Consider the following 18,029-nt stretch of genomic DNA (forward strand, 5'->3'; position numbering starts at 1 on the left):
CCGGTCGACGCCTCGTCGTCGACCGGCGGCCACCCCCGCCACGCCACGTCCATCCCAGTCCTCCTCGACCGGACCCGATCGACTTTCCTCGCGTGATCGTGCGGGTTCCCCGTATGGTCTCAACGGAGATCTCCTAGTTCCGGCGAAGGGATCACCTGATGACGAGGCAGCACAACGACGTGACCGGCCGCTTTCCTTCCAGCCGACACCTGCCACCACCCGAAGTCCGACCGCTGCCGGAGGCACCGGCCTCCACGTGGCGGATCATCGGACCGGGAGTGGTCGCCGCGGGCGTCGGACTGGCGTCCGGCGAGTTCATCCTCTTCCCCTACATCGCTTCCCAGGTCGGCCTGGTGTTCGTCTGGGCGGCTCTGGTGGGTCTGGCCACCCAGTACTTCCTGAACATGGAGATCGAGCGGTACACGCTCGCCACCGGCGAGACCGCGCTGACCGGTTTCAGCCGCTTCTGGCGGCACTGGGGGCTGGTGTTCGCGGCGCTGACCATGCTGGCGAACCTGTGGCCGGGCTGGGCGACCAGTTCGGCGACCATGGTCACCTACCTGTGGGGCGGCAACGTCCGCTGGATCTCCGTCGGGATGCTGCTCGCCATCGGGCTGATCCTCACGCTGGCGCCCGTGGTGTACGTGGCGCTGGAGCGGACGGAGATGCTGAAGGTCGCGGCGGTGCTGGTGCTGCTCGCGGTCGGCGCGGTGGTCGCGATCTCGGCCGACACCTGGGCGGCCGTGCCCACCATCGTGACCGACGCGAGCATCCCGATCAACCCGCTCGGGCTCGCGTTCCTGACCGGCGCGCTCGCGTTCGCGGGCGCCGGTGGCGGCCAGAACCTGGTGCAGAGCAACTGGATCCGGGACAAGGGCTTCGGCATGGGCAAGTACGTGCCGCGCATCAAGAGCCCGGTGACCGGCAAGCCGGAGGCCGCGCCGAGCACCGGGTTCATCTTCGAGCCGACCGACGAGCACCTGACCCGGTGGCGCGCGTGGTGGCGGTTCGCGAACCGCGAGCAGCTGTACACCTTCGTGCTGATCACGTTCCTGTCCATCATGTTCACCTCGCTGCTCGCCTACGCCACCGTGTACGGCAGGCCGGGTCTGCCGAACAACATCGGGTTCCTGCGGATCGAGGGCGAGGTGCTGAAGGAGACGGTCGGCGCCTGGTTCGGCACGCTGTTCTGGGTGGTCGGCGCGTTCGCGCTGTTCGCCGCGGCGCTGGGCATCGTGGACTACTCCAGCCGCCTCGTCGCGGACGTGATCAAGACCGCGTACGCCAAGAACGTCAAGGAGAGCACGCTCTACTTCGCCGTCGTGTGGGTGCTGGTGCTGGTGGGCTGCGTGATCGTGCTGGCAGGTCTCGGCCAGCCGCTGATCCTGCTGGTGATCTCCGCGTGCGTGGGCGGCCTGATGATGTTCATCTACTCCGGCCTGCTGATCGTCCTCAACCGCAAGGCGCTGCCCGCGCCGATCCGCATCCGCGCCGGCCGCATGGCCGCGCTCGGCTGGTCGGTGCTCCTGTTCGGCGCGCTGAGCATCATGACGATCATCGAGCAGACCGGCAAGCTGTTCGGCGACTAGCGCGGGTTCACTCGTGGTTGAGGGCGCCGGACCGGAACACGGCCAGTTCGACGCCGTCGAACCCCGCCGCCCGGACGACCTCGGTCAGCGCGGGCGCGATCTCGGGGCGTTCGAGGAGGTGCGGGTCGAGTTCGACCCGCCCGGTGTCCCCGAGGTCGCGCACGCGCAGGTCCCTGGTCGGCGCGCCCGCGTCGGCGAGCCACGCCCGGACTGCCACCTCGGCGCGTTCCACCCTGGCCAGGCGGGCGGGGGTGATCGCGATCCCGTAGCGCACCCGGCTCGCCAGGCACGGCATCGCCGGTTTGTCCCAAGTGGACAGGTCCCAGTGGCGGCTGACCGCGCGGACGTCGGCCTTGGTCATCCCCAGGTCGCGCAGCGGTGTGCGCACGCCGATCTCGTCGCCGGCCCGGATGCCGGGCCGGAACGGGTCGTGCGCGTCGTCGGCGTTCACGCCGGTCGCCACCGAGGCGAGGCCGTGCTCCCGTGCGACGGCGGTGATGGTGTCCAGCACGGTGGACTTGCAGAAGTAGCAGCGGTCCCGACCGTTGGCCGCGTACGACGGGTTGTCCAGCTCGGCGGTCCCGGGCGCGAGGTGCCGCACGCCGAGGCGGTCGGCGAACGCGACCGCGTCGGCCAGCTCGGCGGTGGCCAGGCTCGCGGAGTCGGCGGTCACGGCGAGCACCGCGTCGGGTCCGAGGGCGCGCGCGGCGGCGGCGAGCACGAGCGCGGAGTCCACGCCGCCGGAGAACGCCACGGCGACGGGACCGACCGCCGCCAGGTGTGCCACGAGCCGTGCCGCGGCGGTGTCGGTGTCCATCAGTGCTCCTCGGGGCTGTCGGCGGCGGTGCTGTCTGCGGAGGTGCTGTCTGCGGAGGTGCTGTCGGCTGCTGTTTTCTCGGCGGCCTCGGCGAGCACGGCGCGCAGCGGCAGGCCCGTCCGCCGGGCGACGGTGACGGCGTCGTCGTACTCGGGCTTGCCGTGGTGCGGTCCGTGCTTGCGGCGCACCGGCATCCCGCGGACGTGCACGGTGTCGGCGGTCCGGGGCAGGGCGGTACGCCGCACGGTCGCCCGCCGCACGCCGAGCGTGCCGGTCTCGACGAGCATCCGCCGCTCGATCCCGTCGGCGGCCTCCGGTTCGACCAGCGCGTGCAGCACGTGCCCCGGCCTGCCCTTCTTCATCGTGGCGGGGGTGATCCAGCTGTCCAGCGCGCCCGAGTCGAGCAACAGGGCGACGACGTACCCCAGCACCTCGCCCGTGACGTCGTCCAGGTTGGTCTCCAGCACCACCAGGTCACGGACGTCCACAGTCTCCCGCTCCACGGCCTCCCGGTCGGCGGCCACGCGGTCGCCGAGTCGGACCACGGCCACGTTGGGTCGGTCGGGCAGCGTCCTGGTGCCCACGCCGTAGCCGGTGGCCGTCAGCCGCATCTCCGGAGCCAGGCCGTAGTCGGCGCCGATCGCGAGCAGCAGCGCCGCGGCGGTCGGCGTCACGGTCTCGCCGGACAGGGTGGTGCCCACGACGCGCGCGCCCCGCAGCAGCGCCGAGGTCGCCGGGGCCGGACAGGGCAGCACACCGTGCGCCGTCCGGACCGACCCCGCGCCGATCGGCAACGCCTCGCAGTGCACGGCCCGCACGTCCAGCGCGCGCAGCGCGGCGGCCACGCCGACGATGTCCACCAGCGTGTCGTGACCGCCGAGTTCGTGCAGGTGCACCTGATCGGGTTCCTCGCCGTGCAGCCGTCCCTCGACCTCGGCGATCGCCCGCAGCGCGGCGACCGCGGTGTCCGCGACCGCGCGGTCCCGCACCCGGCCCGCCATGGCGATCAGCTCGCCCGCCTTGCGGCTCGTCGCGTCGTCGGACACCGACACGACGGCCCGGCGGCCGGTGAGCCCGTGGGTGAGCACGGGGTCGACGGCGAGGTCCCAGCCGGTCAGGCCGGTGTCGGCGACGGCCGCCCGGATCGCGTCCAGCGGCGCGCCCGCGTCCACCAGCGCGGCCAGCAGCATGTCACCGGCCAGCCCGGTGAACGGCGAGATCACGCAGACCCGGCTCACCGCTTCCGCCCCACCACGCGGGCCAGCCGGAACGCGGCCATCGCCGCACCGAACCCCGAGTCGATGTTCACCACGGTGATCCCCGCCGCGCAGGACGCGTGCATCGCCAACAACGCGGTGATCCCCTCCAGACCCGCGCCGTAACCGGTCGAGGTCGGCACGGCCACCACGGGGCACGCCACCAGACCGCCGATCGCGCTGGCCAGCGCGCCCTCCATCCCCGCCACCACGATCACGGTGTCCGCCGCCCGCAGCCGGTCCTGCTCGGCGAGCAACCGGTGCAGCCCCGCCACGCCCACGTCGGTGACCGTGGTGACGTCCAGACCGGCCGCGGCGGCCACTGCGGCGGCCTCCCGCGCCACCGGCAGGTCCACCGTGCCCGCCGCGGCCACCACCACGCCGAACCCGGTCGACGCCGCCGGACGCCACACGAGCAGCCGGGCCGCGCTGTCGTACGAACCGTCCGGCACAGCGGCCAGCACAGCCGCCGCCGCGTCACCGTCCACGCGCGTGGCCAGCACCGGACCGTCGTTGTGCCGCAACAACGTCCGCACGATCGCGATGATCTGCTCGGGCGTCTTCCCGCTGCCGTAGATCACCTCGGGCAGCCCCTGGCGCGCCTCGCGATCGACGTCGACCTTGGCGAACCCGAGGTCGACCACGTCCGGTCCGGCCACGTTCATCCTCCTTGCGCGACGAGGGCAGGCGCGCGCGTGCCGTCTTCGCGCAAGATCACGTCGCCGCCTCCAGCGCGTCGAGTTCCGCCCACAGCGCGTCCGTGATCACCGTAGCGGCGTGCGCGGTGTTCTCGGTGACTTCCCGCGCGCTTCGGGCGCCGACGACGACGCTGGTCACCGCCGGGTGCCGCAGCGGGAACCGCAGCGCGGCGGCGGCCAGCGGGACGCCGTGGGCGGCGCAGCGCTCGGCCAGGGCCCGGACGCGCCGCCACACGTCGTCCGACGCGGGTGCGTAGTCGTAGGTCGCGCCGGGGGCCGGGTTCGCGAGGATGCCGCTGTTGAAGACACCGCCGACGATGACGCCCACCTGCCGCCGCTCGCACAGCGGCAGCAGGTCGTCGGCCGCGCCGCGGTCCAGCAGGGAGTACCGGCCGGCCACGAGCACGCAGTCGACGTCGGTCTCGGCGACGAACCGGGTGAGCATCGCGGTCTGGTTCATGCCCGCGCCGATCGCCCGCACCGCGCCCTCGGCGCGCAGCCGCTCCAGCGCCGGGTACGCCCCCGTGACCGCCTCCTCCCAGTGGTGGTCCGGGTCGTGGATCAGCACGATCTCGAAGGTGTCCAGGCCGGACCGCTCCAGGCTCTCCGAGAGCGACCGGTAGATCCCTTCGGCGCTGTAGTCGCGCACCCGCACCACGCCCTGCTCGTCGGGAAAGCCCTCGCCGCCCGCCGGTGCCTCACCCGGCACCAGCAGCCGACCGACCTTGGTCGACACGGTGAACTCCGCACGGGGTCGGGCGGCCAGGAACGGGTTGAGGCGCCGTTCGGCCAGTCCCGCGCCGTAGTGGGGTGCGGTGTCGAAGTAGCGGATGCCCGCCTCCCACGCCGTCTCCAGCGTGGCGGCGGCCTGCTCCTCGGCGACCGCCGAGTACAACCCGGCCAGCGGCGCGGTGCCCAGGCCGAGCCGGGTAACGGTGACGCCGGAGCGGCCGAGCGGCACCCGTTCGGCGAACCACGGCGTCGTCATCAGGCCTGCCCGTCGACGACGGGCAACACGCCGCCGACCGCCAGGAACGCGCCGTCGATGTCGGCCGTCAGCGGGGTCGGGTCGTGGGCGACGGCGTGGGCGTCCAGGACGGCGGGCGGTTCCGCGCCCGCCGGGCCCACGCGCAGCAGTCTCATCGGGTTCTCCTCACCGCGGGCACGTCGGGTGCTACCGGCCGGCTGGCCGGAGGTCGGCGTCCCGGTCCACGTGCTCGCGCAGCCAGCGCTCGGTGGTGCTGATGTGCACGAGGGCGGCGGCCTGCGCGAGGGTGGAGTCCCGGTCGACCAGGGCGTGGTAGATCGCCTCGTGCTCGGCCAGGGTGCGGCTCGCCGCGTTGTCGTCTACCAACCCGCGCCAGACCCGGGCGCGGACGGTGGGGCCGGAGATGCCTTCGAGCAGGGTGGTCAGCGTGGCGTTGCCGGTGGCGGCCACGACCGCCCGGTGGAACGCGGCGTCGTGCTTGTTCAGCAGCTCCACGTCGTCACGGGCCATGCGCATGGCGTGGAGGTGGCGCTCGACCTCGGCGAGTTCCGCCGCGGAGATGCGGGTGGCGGCGAGCCCGGTGGCGACCGGCTCGAACAGCCTGCGCACCTCGGTCAGCTCCAACAGCGTGTCGCCGCGGAGCAGCGCCACCGCGGACGCGATGCTGCCGAGCAGCACCTCCGGCTCCAGGCTGGTCACGTAGGTGCCGTCGCCCCGCCGGATCTCCAGCACCCGTGCGACCACGAGCGCCTTGACCGCCTCCCGCATCAGGTTCCGCGACAGGCCCAGCTCGGCGGCCAACTGCTGCTCCGGCGGGAGTTTGGACCCCGGTGGCAGCTCACCCGACTGGATCATGTCCCTGATGCGGTCTATCGCCTGGTCGGTCAGTGACATTCGGTGGTTCTCCCGGGAAGTGGCGGGCGCGCCGGGGCAGGCTAGCAATACATCCCACCTCCGGGAAAGAGATGGGATGTATCGCCGAAGCGGCAGGCGACCAGAAGACTGCCATCACCAGCCAAGACGCGGATCTCCCTGACCCAATTGGCCGTCCGGTCTGGACATCAGCCTGCGGGCAACCTATAAATCCATCCCATGTCCAGGCGTGATTCGTCGCACCGCGGACATGCCAGCGACACACGACGAGGGGTGGTTGCCATGCCGTCGAACCAACGCCTGGCCGCTCGACCCGGAAGTGCCGGGCACGATGACTGAGCTGATCACCGCCGTCGACGCGGTCGACGTGCGGTTCCCGACGTCGCTCGAACTCGACGGCTCCGACGCGATGAACCCCGAGCCCGACTACTCGGCCGCCTACGTCACCATCCGCACCAGCGACGGCGCCGCGGGCCACGGGCTCGCGTTCACCGTGGGACGGGGCAACGACGTCGAGGTCGCCGCGGTCCGGGCGCTGGCCCCGCTGGTCCTCGGTCTGCCCGTGGACGAGGTGCTCGGCGACCTGGGCGCGTTCTCGCGGAGGCTGACCGGTGACAGCCAACTGCGCTGGCTCGGCCCCGAGAAGGGCGCCATCCACATGGCCGCCGCCGCCATCGTCAACGCCGTCTGGGACCTGTACGGGCGGCGCGAGCAGAAGCCGGTCTGGCAACTGCTCTCCGAGCTGTCCCCCGAGCAGCTGGTCGACCTCGTCGACTTCCGCTACCTCGACGACGCGCTCACCCGCGACGAGGCGCTCGACATCCTCCGCCGCGCCGAACCCGGCCGCGCCGAACGCGCCGCGCACCTCCTGGAGCACGGCTACCCCGCCTACACCACGACACCGGGTTGGCTCGGCTACGACGACGAGAAACTCGTGCGCCTGTCCGAGGAAGCCGTCGCCGACGGGTTCACCCAGATCAAGCTGAAGGTCGGCGCGGACCCCGAGGCCGACGTGCGCCGCCTGCGCCTGGCCCGCGAAGCGGTCGGACCGGACATCAGGATCGCCGTCGACGCCAACCAGGCGTGGGGCGTGCGGCAGGCGATCGACTGGATGGCCCCGCTCCTGCCGTACGACCCGTACTGGATCGAGGAGCCCACGTCGCCCGACGACATCCTCGGCCACGCCGCCATCCGCCGGGCGCTGACGCCGGTCAAGGTCGCCACCGGCGAGCACACGCACAACCAGGTGATGTTCAAGCAACTGCTCCAAGCGGGTGCTCTCGACATCCTGCAACTCGACGCCAGCCGCACCGCAGGCGTCACCGAGAACGTCGCCATCCTGTTGCTGGCCGCCAAGTTCGGCATCCCCGTCTGCCCGCACGCGGGCGGCGTCGGGTTGTGCGAGATGGTCCAGCACCTGGCTATGTTCGACTACGTGGCCGTCAGCGGAACGACCGAGGACCGCGTCATCGAGTACGTCGACCACCTGCACGAGCACTTCACCGACCCGGTGCGGATCCGCCGCGGCCACTACCTCGCCCCCACCGCGCCCGGCATCAGCGCCGAACTGCACCCCGCGTCCATCGCCGCCCACCGCTTCCCCGACGGGCCCGTCTGGAACCGGCAGGCCACCGCATGACCGCGCCCGAACCGGCCGCCGTCGACGGCGGCACGAGCGGCCTGCGCACCCGTCACCGCACCACGACCGCAGCCTCCGGCTCCCCGCACCACACCGCACGCTAGGAGACCCGCCGTGCAGACCAAGACCCGCGCCCGCCTCGCCGCTTCCGTCGTCGTCGCCGCCGTGCTCAGCGCCTGCGCCGGCCCGGACGCCGGATCGGGAGCAGGCGGACCGGTGGTCGGCGTCGACTACCCCCGGTCCGACACCGACTTCTGGAACTCCTACATCAAGTACAGCCCCGAGTTCGCGAAGGAACTCGGCCTCGAGCTGAAGACCACCAACTCGCAGAACGACGTCGCCAAGCTCACCGCCAACGCGCAGACGTTCATCAGCCAGGGCGTCAAGGGCGTCGCGATGGCGCCGCAGGACACCGCGGCCATCGCGCCCACCCTGGACCAGCTGGCCGCGAAGAAGATCCCGGTCGTCACCGTGGACACCCGACCCGACACCGGGAACGTGTACATGGTGGTCCGGGCCGACAACCGCGCCTACGGCGAGAAGGCGTGCCGCTTCCTCGGCGCCAAGCTCGGCGGCAAGGGCAAGGTCGTGATGCTCCAGGGCGACCTCGCCTCGATCAACGGCCGCGACCGCACCGAGGCGTTCAACGACTGCATGAAGGCCAACTACCCGGACATCACGGTCTTCGGCGAGGCCACGAACTGGGACGGCGCGGTCGCCGCGCAGAAGCTCCAGACCGACCTCACCGCCCACCCGGACATCAAGGGCGTGTACATGCAGTCCAGCTTCGCCCTCGCCGGCACCCTCCAGGTGCTCAAGCAGAAGGACCTGCTGGTCGGGCCGGAGGACCCCAAGCACGTCTTCGTGGTCTCCAACGACGGCATCCCCGAAGAGCTCACCAGCATCGCCGAGGGCAAGATCGACGCCACCGTCTCCCAGCCGGCCGACCTCTACGCCAAGTACGCCCTGCACTACCTCAAGGCCGCGATCGACGGCAAGACGTTCGCCCCGGGCAAGACCGACCACGACAGCACCATCATCCAGGTCCGCGACGGCGTGCTGGAGGACCAGCTCTCCGCTCCCCTGGTGACGTCCGACGGCGGCACCTACGACGGCGTCCCCAGCCTCAAGAGCGACGACCAGTCCTTGTGGGGCAACAAGCTCGGCTGATCGGAAGGGCGAGACGCGAGATGTCCACGACTGCGCCCGTCGCCGAGGCGACGGGGATAACGAAGCGGTTCGGGTCCACGGTGGCCCTGCACGAGGCGTCGATCAGGATCGACGCCGGGCAGACCCACGCCCTGGTCGGGCGCAACGGTGCGGGCAAGTCGACGCTGGTGTCCATCCTCACCGGGCTCCAGCCGGCGGACGCGGGCTCGGTGACGTTCGGCGGCGAGCCCGCGCCGCGCCTCGCCGACCGCGACGCCTGGCGGCAGCGGGTGGCGTGCGTCTACCAGAAGTCCACGATCATCCCCGAGCTGACCGTCGCCGAGAACCTCTTCCTCAACCGGCACGACCGCGGCGCCGGCGGGCTGATCAGCTGGAAGACGGTGCGCGCCAAGGCGAGGGACCTGCTGGACACGTGGTCGGTCGACGTCGACGTGCGCACCCCCGCGCGCGAGCTCGACGTCGAGCAGCGGCAGTTCGTGGAGATCGCCCGGGCGCTGTCGTTCGGAGCGCGTTTCATCATCCTGGACGAGCCCACCGCCCAACTCGACGCCGCCGCCATCTCCCGGTTGTTCACCCGGATCAACGACCTCCAGCGCCAGGGCGTCACCTTCCTGTTCATCAGCCACCACCTCCAGGAGATCTACGAGATCTGCGACGCGGTGACGGTGTTCCGCGACGCCAGGCACATCCTGACCGCCGCGGTGGACGAGCTGCCGCGGTCCGAGCTGGTCGCGGCGATGACCGGCGAGGCGGCGGCGGAAGCGGGCAGTCGACGGCGCGGACCGTCGCCGGACGCCGCGGACGTGCTCAAGGTCGACGACGCGGCCCTGCCCGGCGCGTACGAGGACGTGTCGTTCCGCGTCCGCGCGGGCGAGGTCGTCGGTCTCGCCGGCGCGGCGAGCAGCGGCCGCATCGAGATCGCGGAGACCGTCGTCGGGTTGCGCGCGGCCGTCCGCGGCACGGTGGAGATCGCGGGCTCCCGGCCACGGCCAGGAAGCGTGCCCGCCGCGCTGAAAGCGGGCGCCGGGTTCGTCCCGCAGGACCGGCACCGGCAGGGCCTCGTGCCGGAGATGTCCATCGCGGACAACGGAACCCTGACCATCCCGGAACGGCTCGGCCGCGCGGGTTTCATCGACGGCCGCCGCCGGGACGCCTTCGCCCGAGCCATGATCGACAACCTGGCGATCAAGACGCCGGGACCGGAGCTGCCCGTGTCCGGGCTCTCCGGCGGCAACCAGCAGAAGGTCGTCATGGCGCGGGCGCTGGCCAACGACGCCAAGGTGCTGGTGCTGATCAACCCGACCGCCGGCGTCGACGTGCGGTCCAAGGAGTTCCTCCTCGCCAAGGTCGAGGAGATCGCCGAAGCAGGCACCGGCGTGCTCATCGCCTCCGACGAACTCGACGACCTGCGCATGTGCGACCGGGTCCTGGTGGTGTTCCAGGGCCGCGTGGTCGCCGAGACCGCCCGCGGCTGGCACGACCACCAGCTCGTGGCCGCGATGGAAGGAGTGGACCTCGATGCCTGAGACCACGACCGCGGCCGCGGTCACCGGCGACGGCTCGACGGGTGATCCGGCCGGGAAGCGCCCGTCCGCCAAGCCCGCCGGTGGGCGGCGGATCGCCTTCGCCCGCCTGCGCGACCTGGCGCTCATCCCCGCGATCATCGTGATCGCGATCGTCGGCCAACTGGTCAGCCCGGTGTTCCTGCAAGCCGACAACCTGATCAACATCCTGCAGACGATGTCGGAGATCGCCGTCCTGGTCCTGGCCCAGACGCTGGTCCTGATCGTGAAGAAGATGGACCTCTCGCTGGAGTCCACCGTCGGCCTCGCGCCCGGCGTCGCCGCCTGGCTCACCGTGCCCGTCGGCACCGGTCACGGACTGGGTCTGCTGCCGGGCGGCTGGTCGGTGCCCATCACCCTGGCCGTCGGCGTCCTGATCGGCGTCGTCAACGCCCTGTTCATCATCCGGTTCGGGCTGCACGGCTTCATCGTGACGCTGGGCATGCTGATCGTGCTGCGCGGCATCCTCACCGGCATCTCCGGCGGGCAGACGTTCTTCCGCCTCCCGGAGTCGATGCTCTACCTGGGCACGACGCAGTGGCTCGGCGTGCCCGCGTCGGTGTGGCTGTGCCTGATCCTGTTCGCGATCGGCATCGTGGTCCTCGGCTTCACCAGCTTCGGCCGCTCCCTCTACGCGATCGGCGGCAACGTCGACGCGTCGAAGGCGGCCGGCATCCGCACCGACCGGGTGCTCTGGATCGTCATCGTCACCGCCAGCCTGCTCGCGGCCGTCGGCGGCCTGCTGCTGTCCGGCCGGCTGGCCTCGGTCGCCTCCGGCCAGGGCAACGGCTACATCTTCACCGTGTTCGCCGCGGCCGTCATCGGCGGCATCAGCCTCAACGGCGGCAAGGGCACGATGTTCGGCGCCTTCACCGGCATCCTGCTGCTGTTCATGATCCAGAACGTGCTCACGCTCGGCGGCGTGCCCGCGCAGTGGATCGGCGCCCTCAACGGCACGATCATCCTCATCGCCCTCGCGCTGTCCCGCGTCACCGGAGGCAAGGCCCAGGAATAGTTGTCGGGGCCGCCCGGCGCGTTTCCACGGCGCTGGGCGGCCCCGATATCACCCGACCGGGGTCAGGACCTCCACTGCTGGTTGCCCTGGCCCGTGCAGGACCACAGGACGAGCTGGGTGCCGTTGGCGGAACCCCAGCCGTTCGCGTCCAGGCACAGGTTGGACAGCGCGTTGGTGATCGTGCCGTCGGCGTTGACGTTCCACTGCTGGTTGGCGCCGCCGTGGCAGTCCCAGATCGCCACCGGGGTGCCGTCGGCCGAACCCCAGCCGGAGGCTTCCAGGCACTTCGTGCCGTAGACCACCAGCTGCCTGCCCGAGGTGTGGGTCCAGTTCTGGTTGGCGCCGCCGTGGCAGTCCCACAGCTGGACCCGCGTGCCGTTGGTGGTGGTCGCCCCCGGCACGTCCGTGCAACGGCCCGACGGCACGCCGACGATCTGCCTGCCCGCGACGGGGTCGCCGATGCTGCCGGGCACGGCGCGCAGCGCGTTGTACCAGGCCGTGGCCATCTTGTCGTAGCCGGTGGCGGTCGGGTGGACGCCGTCGATCAGGTCGGCGGTGGTGAGCGCGGCGTGCATGTCGACCAGGCGCACGCGCTTGCCCGCGTTGGCCTTGCTCTGCACCATGCCCGGGATCGTGGCGTTGAAGGTCCGGGCGGCGGACTCCTGCCCGGCGTTGGCCAGCGGGATGATCGTCGCGACGAACACGTCGGCGTTCGGCACGGTCGCGGTGATCTTGTCGACCAGGGCCGACAGACGAGCGGGCGCGTTGGCCAGGTCGAAGTTCTGAAGCACGTCGTTGGTCCCGATGTGCAGCAGCACGGTGCGCGGGTTGGTGTTGCGCAGCCAGGTGACGGCGTTCGCGTCGATCTGGTCGATGCGCCAGCCCGGGTGCCCCTCGTGGTCGTGGTCGCCCAACGACTCCGGACCGTTGAACTCCGCGCCGACGAAGTCCACGCGGTAGTTCCCGCCCCCGAACCGCTGCCACAACCCGATGCGGTAGCCGCCCGGCACCTGCGTCCCCTCGGTGATCGAGTCACCCAGCGGCATGACCCGCGTGCCGCCGTTGGACTCCGCGGCCGCCGGCGCGGTGGGCAGCAGCGTGGCGGCGATCAACCCGGCGGCGCAGGCGATGAGCCGCCGTGTCCTTACTCGCATCATGTTCTCCCTGCTCCGCGACAATGTTGCGTTAGCGCTAACATTGATGGGTCGCGGCAGGGTCGTGTCAAGGATCGAGTCCACCTGAGACGGTTGCGCTGACACCCATTTCTCATCGCGACACCAGCGTTTGACACGTTCCATCGTCTTGATAGGACGCCCCGCTTGCGATCACCTGGCCGTGACGTTAGCGTTCACATCTTTCGGCGGGCACCGCCAGGCGCCGGCCATCGACCCCTGCCGACTCCGGTTCCGTCCACCAGGGCGTCGGCCCCGAGGCCATCGGCTCAAAAAATCTCGGACCGGGCGGAAACCTTTCCGGGCGCGGCGGCAACCAGTGGGCAGATCCGAAGAGGACCCAACGCCGGGTTGCCCGGTCCCGACCGCCGCGTGTCGCGCGGCGTGCTCGGGCGCCGTGGCGCCGCCCTGAGCCGTGCGCGAGGCACGGCGGAGTCGAGGAGTGCTGCTATGAGTGAGACCGAGTCCGCCGGCCGGCGCGTGCGCCGGAGAGGTGGCGCGGTGCCGCGCGGACGCGGGCGTCACCGCGGGCGTTGGACGGCGATCGCCGTGACGCTGGGCGTGGCGGCGTTCTTCGGTCCCTACCTGCTGTTCGTGCGGGACGACCCGGAGGCGGTGACGGTCGACGCCGCCGCCTACTACCAGCTCGTCTCCGTGCACAACGGCAACGCGCTGGACGTGGCCGGCGCGGACGACGCGGACGGCGTCCGGATCCAGCAGGAGGCGGTCGCCGCCAGTGCCGCGAGCCAGCAGTGGCGGTTGCAGCCCGTGGACGGCGGCTACCACCAGTTGGTCAACCACAACAGCGGGAAGGTCCTGGGTGTGCCGAACGCCTCGACGGCGCCGGCCAACGTCGAGCAGCAGTCGGACACCGGCGCCACCACCCAGCAGTGGAAGCTCACCGACGTCGGCGGCGGGGCGGTGAAGATCGTCTCGCGCGACAGCGGCCTGGTCCTGTGCGTGAACGACGGCTCCGACGGCCGAGCGGTCGTCCAGTCCCCCGACCGGGGCAGCGCCGACCAGCACTGGAAGCTGGCGCGGGCGGACGCCGTCGCCAAGCCTTCGGCGCCCGCGACGGCCCACGTGCCGAAGCCTTCCCGCAGCACCTCCCCCGCGCCGTCCACACCGGCCGAGCCGGAGACCGGCAAGAACGGCTACGCCTGGCGCAACGTCCAGATCGCGGGCGGCGGCTTCGTCACCGGCTTCGCCTTCAACACCAGCCGCAAGGACTTGCTGTACGCGCGCACGGACGTCGGTGGCGCGTACCGCTGGGACGGCGGGGCCGGCCACTGGGTCCCGCTGACCGACTGGGCCGAGGACTGGAACCTGATGGGCATCGAGAGCGTGGCGACCGACCCGGTCGACCCCGATCGCCTGTACCTCGCGACCGGCACCTACACCAACGACTGGGCGGGCAACGGCGCGCTCCTGCGGTCCACCGACCAGGGCAGGACGTTCCAGCGCACCGACCTGCCGTTCAAGCTGGGCGCCAACGAGGACGGCCGGTCCATGGGCGAGCGGCTCGCGATCGACCCCGCCGACCACGGCACCCTCTACCTGGGCACCCGCAAGAACGGGCTGTGGCGCAGCACCGACCACGGCGTGACGTGGAGCCAGGACGCCGGTTTCCCCGTCAAGGACGGCGGCAGCAGCGGGGTCGGCCTGTCCTTCGTGACGTTCGGGCCCGCCGGCAGCAGGACTATCTACGTGGGCGTCGCCGACAAGACGACCTCGCTGTACCGCTCGACCGACGGCGGCGGCACCTGGCAGGCCGTGCCCGGTCAGCCCACCGGTCAGTTGCCGCACCACGGTGTCCTGTCCGGTGACGGTTCGCTGTACGTCACCTACACCGACGCCCCCGGCCCGAACGGCGTGAAGGCCGGTTCGGTGTGGAAGCACACGCCGGCCGGCGGCGCCTGGCAGGACATCTCGCCGATCCCCGGCACCGGCTTCGGCTACGCCGGGCTGGCCGTGGACCCGCAACGCCCGTCCACGGTGATGGTCACCACCCTCGACCGCTGGTGGCCGTCCGACGAGCTGTTCCGCTCCACCGACGGCGGCGGCACCTGGAAGGCGCTCGGCGCCACGTCGGTGCGGGACGCGTCCGCGGCGCCGTACGTCGGCACCGGCATCGGCCACTGGATGGGCGCGCTGGCCATCGACCCGTTCGACTCCGGGCACGTCCTGTACGGCACCGGGGCGGGTCTGTGGGCCAGCCGGGACGTGACCGCGGCGGACCGCAGTGGCGACACGCACTGGACGGTCCCGGTGAAGGGACTGGAGGAGACCGCGGTCCTCGGCCTGGTCGCGCCGCCCGGCGGCAAGCTGGTCAGCGCGCTCGGCGACATCGGCGGCTTCCGCCACGACGACCTGGACGAGGTGCCGGCCGCGGCGTCGTCCGGGCCGCGCTTCAGCAACACGACCGGCATCGACTTCGCGCAGGCCAAGCCGAACGTCGTGGTGCGCGTCGGCTACAGCGGCGAAGAGCGCGGCGCCTACTCCACGGACGGCGGCGCGACCTGGACGCCGTTCGCCGGTGCGCCGGTGAGCGCGGCGGGCGGCGGCACGGTGGCGATCTCGGCGGACGGCGGCGTCCTGGTGTGGACCGCGGCGGGGCAGGTGCCCCACGTCTCCACGGACCGGGGCAAGACCTGGATGGCGTCCTCGGGCCTGCCCGCGGGCACCGCGGTCGTGGCCGACCGCGCCACGGCGGGCACGTTCTACGCGCTCAGCCGCGGCAAGTTGTTCGCCAGCACCGACGGCGGCCGGAGCTTCACCGCCCGCGCCGGCGGCCTCCCCGGGGGACGCCTCAAGGCGGCTCCCGGCAACCCCGGCGACCTGTGGATCGCGGACGGCGGCGGGCTCGCGCACTCCACCGACGGCGGGGTGAGCTTCCAGGAGGTGGGCGGCGTGCAGGGAGCCGACTCCGTCGGGTTCGGCAAGGCCGCCCCCGGCGCCCGCTACCACGCCCTGTACCTGATCGGGACGGTGAACGGCGTCAGCGGGGTCTTCCGCTCCACCGACGGCGGCGCCGCCTGGGTGAGGATCAACGACGACCGGAACCAGTTCGGCGGAGCCGTCGGCGGTGTCATCACCGGGGACCCCGAGGTGTACGGCCGGGTCTACGTCGGCACCAACGGCCGCGGCGTGCTGTACGGAGAACCGTCCTGACCACGGGACGCGACGTGTCCGTCGGGCCGGCGTTCGCGCCGGCCCGACCGGGCGTCCGGCAGCCGGGTCCGGTGACCGGCCACTGGTCCGCTTCCGCCTCGGAGGGGCGGCACACGGGTGGGGAGAGGGCAGCCGAGAGCCATGCCTCCTGACGACGCGTCGGCGGAGTTCCACGCCTTCTTCCAGCGGCACCACGCCGAGCTGTCCCGGCTCGGCTACCTGCTGACCGGCGAGGCGGACGCGGCCGACGACCTGGCCGCCGACGCCCTGATCGCCCTGTGGCAGCGCTGGGACCGGCTGCGCCAGGCCGACCACCCGCTCGCCTACGCCCGCGGCGTGGTCGCGAACCTGGCGCGGGAACGGATCCGCGGCGCGGTGCGCGAGCGCCGCCGGATCGCGCTGTTCTGGTCACAACGGCCGCAGCAGGCGCAGGACCCGGACGTGGCCGCCGTGGTGGACGTGCGGGCGGCCTTGGACCGGCTGCCGTTCCGCAAGCGCGCCTGCGTCGTCCTCCGGCACGCCTTCGACCTGTCGGAGAAGGACACCGCGCTGGCACTGGGAATATCGGTCGGCGCGGTGAAGAGCCAGACCTCGAAGGGGATGGCCGAGTTGGCACGGATCGTCGGTGCGCACGCGGCCGGCGACGTGGTGGCGGGGAGGAGGAGTCGGTGAACGAGGAGATCAGCAGGCAACTGCGGGAGGCCGCCGAGGCGCACCAGCCCGACCGCGCCCGGGTGCTGGCCCGCGTGCAGCGCGGCATGGCCGGCGCCGCCGTCCGCCCACGGGCGCCCGGCATCGCGCGGTCCTGGCCGAAGGTGGCGCTCGCCGGCGTCGCCGCGGCCGGGATCCTGGCCACCGCCGGGCTCACCGTCGCCGGCGTCGTGCGGACCGCGCCGGCGAACCCGGACAGCGCGACCAGCGCCATCGCCACGTCCCCGAGCGGCACCACCGGCTCCACGGACCCCGCTCGCACCGCCGACAGCGCGGCTCCGCCCGCACAGGGCGTGCCGGACCGGACGACCGCGGGACGGACGACGGATCCGAACCCGGCTTCGCCGCCCGACGACCGGCTCACCGACGGGCCGCTGTCGTCGGAGGGCTCGATCGATCCGCACAGCCACGTCTACTGGTCCCAGAGCAGGCTCGCCCTCACGATCACCCAGCCGCTCACCTCGCTCACCGTGGAGCTGCGCATCGCCCAGACCGGCGGTGTGCAGAGCACCGGCCAGTGGCAGACCGGGCCGGGCGACGACTTCACCATCACCGTGCACGAGGTCGACGGCGTCCTGGTCTACCGCTGGGACCTCGAGCCGGGCCGCACCGCACCGGCCGGGGACCACGTCTTCGCCGCCCAGTACAACCACCCCGAAGGCAAGCGGGAGGCCAAAACCGACACCTACCTCGCGCAGGGCACGGCCGCCGACGGCGCCCACGAGGTCCGGGGCGGCTTCACCACCGGGTGATGATCAGACGGCCGCACGCCTCTCGGCCCGGAACCGGAGGACGGCCCAGCAGGCACCGAGCACGACGAGCGCCCAGACGACGACCTCGGCGACCACGATCGCCGAGGTCGCGGTGAGGTGCGGCCGGCTCGGCACGACGACCACCTGCGCGGCGGCGCCCACCGGCACCGTCAACGCGGCGAGCAGGCCGATCACCCCCGGCCGCCTGATCGCCGCTCCCACCACACCCAGGACCGAGCCGAGCACCAGGCCCGCCACCGACCACATGACCAGCTCCGTCGCGTACAAGGCGAGCGGGTCGCCCAGGACGAGGGAGTCCGTCACGTAGTACGCCACCGTGGCCGCGACCAGCCCCAGCGCCCCGGCCACCGCGCCCCGGGCCCACGTCCCGGCCAGCAGGCCCAGCGCCACCGCCAACGCGGCCCACGCCCAGCCGACGCCCATCAGCAGGCTGAGCACCTTGGCTGCGGCGGCCCAGACCGTGCCCACGAGCGGGCGGCCGAGGTCCCCGTACGGCGACGACAGCGCGTTGACGAGCGACGTGGCCGCCCCGTAGCCCGCCCCCGCCACGAGGCACCCCACCGCGATCTTCATCCCGGCAGGGTATCCACCGCGT

Annotated in this window: 16 protein-coding genes; 8 read left to right on the plus strand and 8 right to left on the minus strand. The window is 72.3% G+C overall.

The genetic code is table 11. The features are described 5' to 3' along the window. Positions 1–158: 158 nt before the first annotated feature. Positions 159–1,589 carry an Nramp family divalent metal transporter gene (locus tag ADK67_RS11940; RefSeq protein WP_053716471.1) on the plus strand — a complete coding sequence of 477 codons (1,431 nt, stop codon included), beginning with the start codon at positions 159–161 and terminating at the stop codon, positions 1,587–1,589. Between the two features lie 7 nt (positions 1,590–1,596). Here ADK67_RS11940 and larE read toward each other — a convergent pair whose 3' ends face one another. Genes larE through ADK67_RS11965 form a run of 6 tightly spaced genes read right to left on the minus strand, consistent with a single transcriptional unit; the run spans position 1,597 to position 6,242 of the window. Beyond that, positions 1,597–2,406: an ATP-dependent sacrificial sulfur transferase LarE gene (gene larE / locus ADK67_RS11945; RefSeq protein WP_053716472.1), complete on the minus strand. Its 810-nt coding sequence runs from the start codon at positions 2,404–2,406 to the stop codon at positions 1,597–1,599. Continuing rightward, positions 2,406–3,644, minus strand: a complete 1,239-nt coding sequence (gene larC, locus ADK67_RS11950) for a nickel pincer cofactor biosynthesis protein LarC (protein ID WP_231648143.1) — start codon at positions 3,642–3,644, stop codon at positions 2,406–2,408. Before larC ends, larE begins: the two co-directional genes overlap by 1 nt. Next, positions 3,641–4,321 carry a nickel pincer cofactor biosynthesis protein LarB gene (gene larB / locus ADK67_RS11955; protein WP_231648144.1) on the minus strand — a complete coding sequence of 227 codons (681 nt, stop codon included), beginning with the start codon at positions 4,319–4,321 and terminating at the stop codon, positions 3,641–3,643. Before larB ends, larC begins: the two co-directional genes overlap by 4 nt. A gap of 55 nt (positions 4,322–4,376) precedes the next feature. Then, entirely contained in the window at positions 4,377–5,348 is a 972-nt protein-coding gene (locus tag ADK67_RS11960; protein ID WP_053716474.1) for an aldo/keto reductase, read from the minus strand. Continuing rightward, positions 5,348–5,503 carry a hypothetical protein gene (locus tag ADK67_RS50725; RefSeq protein ID WP_157620184.1) on the minus strand — a complete coding sequence of 52 codons (156 nt, stop codon included), beginning with the start codon at positions 5,501–5,503 and terminating at the stop codon, positions 5,348–5,350. Before ADK67_RS50725 ends, ADK67_RS11960 begins: the two co-directional genes overlap by 1 nt. A gap of 31 nt (positions 5,504–5,534) precedes the next feature. Beyond that, on the minus strand, positions 5,535–6,242 hold the full coding sequence (locus tag ADK67_RS11965; RefSeq protein WP_053716475.1) for a FadR/GntR family transcriptional regulator: 708 nt from the start codon (positions 6,240–6,242) through the stop codon (positions 5,535–5,537). 310 nt (positions 6,243–6,552) lie between these two features. Here ADK67_RS11965 and ADK67_RS11970 point away from each other — a divergent pair, with 310 nt between their 5' ends. From ADK67_RS11970 to ADK67_RS11985, 4 genes are all read left to right on the plus strand, one after another. Next, positions 6,553–7,860 carry an enolase C-terminal domain-like protein gene (locus ADK67_RS11970; protein WP_053716582.1) on the plus strand — a complete coding sequence of 436 codons (1,308 nt, stop codon included), beginning with the start codon at positions 6,553–6,555 and terminating at the stop codon, positions 7,858–7,860. Positions 7,861–7,974: 114 nt separating this feature from the next. Beyond that, the gene (locus ADK67_RS11975) at positions 7,975–9,030 is read left to right on the plus strand and encodes a sugar ABC transporter substrate-binding protein (protein ID WP_053716476.1); all 1,056 of its coding nucleotides are present in this window, start codon (positions 7,975–7,977) and stop codon (positions 9,028–9,030) included. Between the two features lie 20 nt (positions 9,031–9,050). Further along, the gene (locus tag ADK67_RS11980) at positions 9,051–10,556 is read left to right on the plus strand and encodes a sugar ABC transporter ATP-binding protein (RefSeq protein ID WP_053716477.1); all 1,506 of its coding nucleotides are present in this window, start codon (positions 9,051–9,053) and stop codon (positions 10,554–10,556) included. Then, the gene (locus tag ADK67_RS11985) at positions 10,549–11,607 is read left to right on the plus strand and encodes an ABC transporter permease (protein ID WP_053716478.1); all 1,059 of its coding nucleotides are present in this window, start codon (positions 10,549–10,551) and stop codon (positions 11,605–11,607) included. The genes ADK67_RS11980 and ADK67_RS11985 overlap by 8 nt, the downstream gene beginning before the upstream one ends. 62 nt (positions 11,608–11,669) lie before the next feature. On the opposite strand, the gene ADK67_RS11990 is transcribed toward ADK67_RS11985, so the two are convergent. Further along, positions 11,670–12,761: a ricin-type beta-trefoil lectin domain protein gene (locus ADK67_RS11990; protein ID WP_053716583.1), complete on the minus strand. Its 1,092-nt coding sequence runs from the start codon at positions 12,759–12,761 to the stop codon at positions 11,670–11,672. Positions 12,762–13,229: 468 nt separating this feature from the next. Between ADK67_RS11990 and ADK67_RS11995 the strand changes: the two genes are divergently transcribed. From ADK67_RS11995 to ADK67_RS12005, 3 genes are all read left to right on the plus strand, one after another. Further along, positions 13,230–15,950: an RICIN domain-containing protein gene (locus ADK67_RS11995; RefSeq protein ID WP_082403403.1), complete on the plus strand. Its 2,721-nt coding sequence runs from the start codon at positions 13,230–13,232 to the stop codon at positions 15,948–15,950. 141 nt (positions 15,951–16,091) lie between these two features. After that, entirely contained in the window at positions 16,092–16,622 is a 531-nt protein-coding gene (locus ADK67_RS12000) for a SigE family RNA polymerase sigma factor (protein WP_053716479.1), read from the plus strand. Next, positions 16,619–17,413, plus strand: coding sequence for a hypothetical protein (locus ADK67_RS12005; RefSeq protein ID WP_053716480.1), 795 nt, complete (start codon positions 16,619–16,621; stop codon positions 17,411–17,413). The genes ADK67_RS12000 and ADK67_RS12005 overlap by 4 nt, the downstream gene beginning before the upstream one ends. 3 nt (positions 17,414–17,416) lie before the next feature. Here the strand turns inward: ADK67_RS12005 and ADK67_RS12010 are convergent, their stop codons facing one another. Continuing rightward, positions 17,417–18,007: a DUF6518 family protein gene (locus tag ADK67_RS12010; RefSeq protein ID WP_053716481.1), complete on the minus strand. Its 591-nt coding sequence runs from the start codon at positions 18,005–18,007 to the stop codon at positions 17,417–17,419. Between the last annotated feature and the right edge of the window lie 22 nt (positions 18,008–18,029).

The sequence above is a fragment of the Saccharothrix sp. NRRL B-16348 genome (assembly GCF_001280085.1).
Classification (GTDB): Bacteria; Actinomycetota; Actinomycetes; order Mycobacteriales; family Pseudonocardiaceae; genus Actinosynnema.

Excerpts from the sequence above, each read along its gene's own strand:
- ADK67_RS11940 (WP_053716471.1), top strand. The coding sequence starts at position 159 with ATGACGAGGCAGCACAACGACGTGACCGGCCGCTTTCCTTCCAGCCGA.
- larE (WP_053716472.1), bottom strand. The coding sequence starts at position 2,406 with ATGGACACCGACACCGCCGCGGCACGGCTCGTGGCACACCTGGCGGCG.
- ADK67_RS11960 (WP_053716474.1), bottom strand. The coding sequence starts at position 5,348 with ATGACGACGCCGTGGTTCGCCGAACGGGTGCCGCTCGGCCGCTCCGGC.
- ADK67_RS50725 (WP_157620184.1), bottom strand. The coding sequence starts at position 5,503 with ATGAGACTGCTGCGCGTGGGCCCGGCGGGCGCGGAACCGCCCGCCGTC.
- ADK67_RS11965 (WP_053716475.1), bottom strand. The coding sequence starts at position 6,242 with ATGTCACTGACCGACCAGGCGATAGACCGCATCAGGGACATGATCCAG.
- ADK67_RS11970 (WP_053716582.1), top strand. The coding sequence starts at position 6,553 with ATGACTGAGCTGATCACCGCCGTCGACGCGGTCGACGTGCGGTTCCCG.
- ADK67_RS11980 (WP_053716477.1), top strand. The coding sequence starts at position 9,051 with ATGTCCACGACTGCGCCCGTCGCCGAGGCGACGGGGATAACGAAGCGG.
- ADK67_RS11985 (WP_053716478.1), top strand. The coding sequence starts at position 10,549 with ATGCCTGAGACCACGACCGCGGCCGCGGTCACCGGCGACGGCTCGACG.
- ADK67_RS11990 (WP_053716583.1), bottom strand. The coding sequence starts at position 12,761 with ATGCGAGTAAGGACACGGCGGCTCATCGCCTGCGCCGCCGGGTTGATC.
- ADK67_RS11995 (WP_082403403.1), top strand. The coding sequence starts at position 13,230 with ATGAGTGAGACCGAGTCCGCCGGCCGGCGCGTGCGCCGGAGAGGTGGC.
- ADK67_RS12000 (WP_053716479.1), top strand. The coding sequence starts at position 16,092 with ATGCCTCCTGACGACGCGTCGGCGGAGTTCCACGCCTTCTTCCAGCGG.
- ADK67_RS12010 (WP_053716481.1), bottom strand. The coding sequence starts at position 18,007 with ATGAAGATCGCGGTGGGGTGCCTCGTGGCGGGGGCGGGCTACGGGGCG.